Source organism: Photobacterium sp. DNB22_13_2 (genome assembly GCF_052873915.1).
Map to the genome: position 1 here is coordinate 1 of NZ_JBNNXU010000263.1, position 241 is coordinate 241.

Below are 241 nucleotides of genomic sequence, written 5' to 3' on the forward strand. Positions count from 1 at the left end.
TCCCGAGAGTACTTTCCTGGGGCACAAGTAACGCAGCGAGGCGAAAAAAATAAGGGGTGCAGTGGCAAGAATCGCGTTGTGCCGTACCGCAAATGCATAAAATAGGAACGGTAAACTCAGCAATGCTAGCTTTCTGCTGTTCTTTTGGTTAAACAGCAGCCCTGTTGCCACCAGCAGTGAAAATGCCATTCCAACGTCCTTCCAGAGCACGCCGGAGAAATTCAGAATCCAGGGTAGGAAG

General features: G+C 49.8%; 1 protein-coding gene. It reads right to left on the reverse strand.

Annotated elements, in window-relative coordinates:
* Window positions 1-189: hypothetical protein (locus tag ACVA58_RS28595; RefSeq protein ID WP_446513606.1), on the reverse strand; the 189-nt coding region annotated here is incomplete at its 3' end.
* Window positions 190-241 lie beyond the last annotated feature (52 nt).